The sequence below is a fragment of the Vibrio sp. Y176 genome (genome assembly GCF_033438945.1).
In genome coordinates this window covers 1-553 of the sequence record NZ_JAWOQS010001002.1, presented here as the reverse complement: position 1 = coordinate 553, position 553 = coordinate 1, and the positions used below count along the sequence as shown (strand labels likewise).

The following is a 553-nucleotide window of genomic DNA, read 5'->3' as shown; positions in this document are numbered from 1 at the left end:
GTTTGGCGCTACTGGGTGAATCATATCGACGCCACCAGAAAGAAGCGCAGCCACACGAGTCGCGTCTTCTTTGATTGGTACTAGCGTTAGCTTATCAACGTTACCTTTCGACGCTTTATCCCAGTAATCTTTGAAGCGTTCAAATTCCACTTTTACGCCTTGTTCACGTGATGTCACGATGAATGGGCCAGTACCGGAAACGTGAGTCGATGCAAATGAGTTACCGTGCTTCACTAGTTCAGACTTGTCTTTGCCGTCTTCTGTCTTACCTGAGTAGAACTTGCTGTCCATAGGGAAGATGTACGTCGCCGTTTGCAGAACAAGTGGGTATGGACCTTTAGTAACCAAATCGAACGTGTAGTCATCCACTTTTACGATTTTCTCGTACGGGTCGAAGATCGCTTTAAAGTCTGGAGAGCTTTGTAGACGCTCAAATGTCCACACCACATCATCCGCTGTTAGCGAGTTACCAGAGTGGAACTTCACGCCTTCACGCAGTTTGAAGCGTACCGTTGTGTCGTTAACACGTTCCCAGCTTTCTGCTAGACGAGGT

Annotated in this window: 1 protein-coding gene; it reads right to left on the bottom strand. The window is 47.6% G+C overall.

Annotated elements, in window-relative coordinates:
• On the bottom strand, nucleotides 1-553 hold a 553-nt coding region (locus R7O13_RS29880), incomplete at both ends, for an ABC transporter substrate-binding protein (protein WP_318305595.1).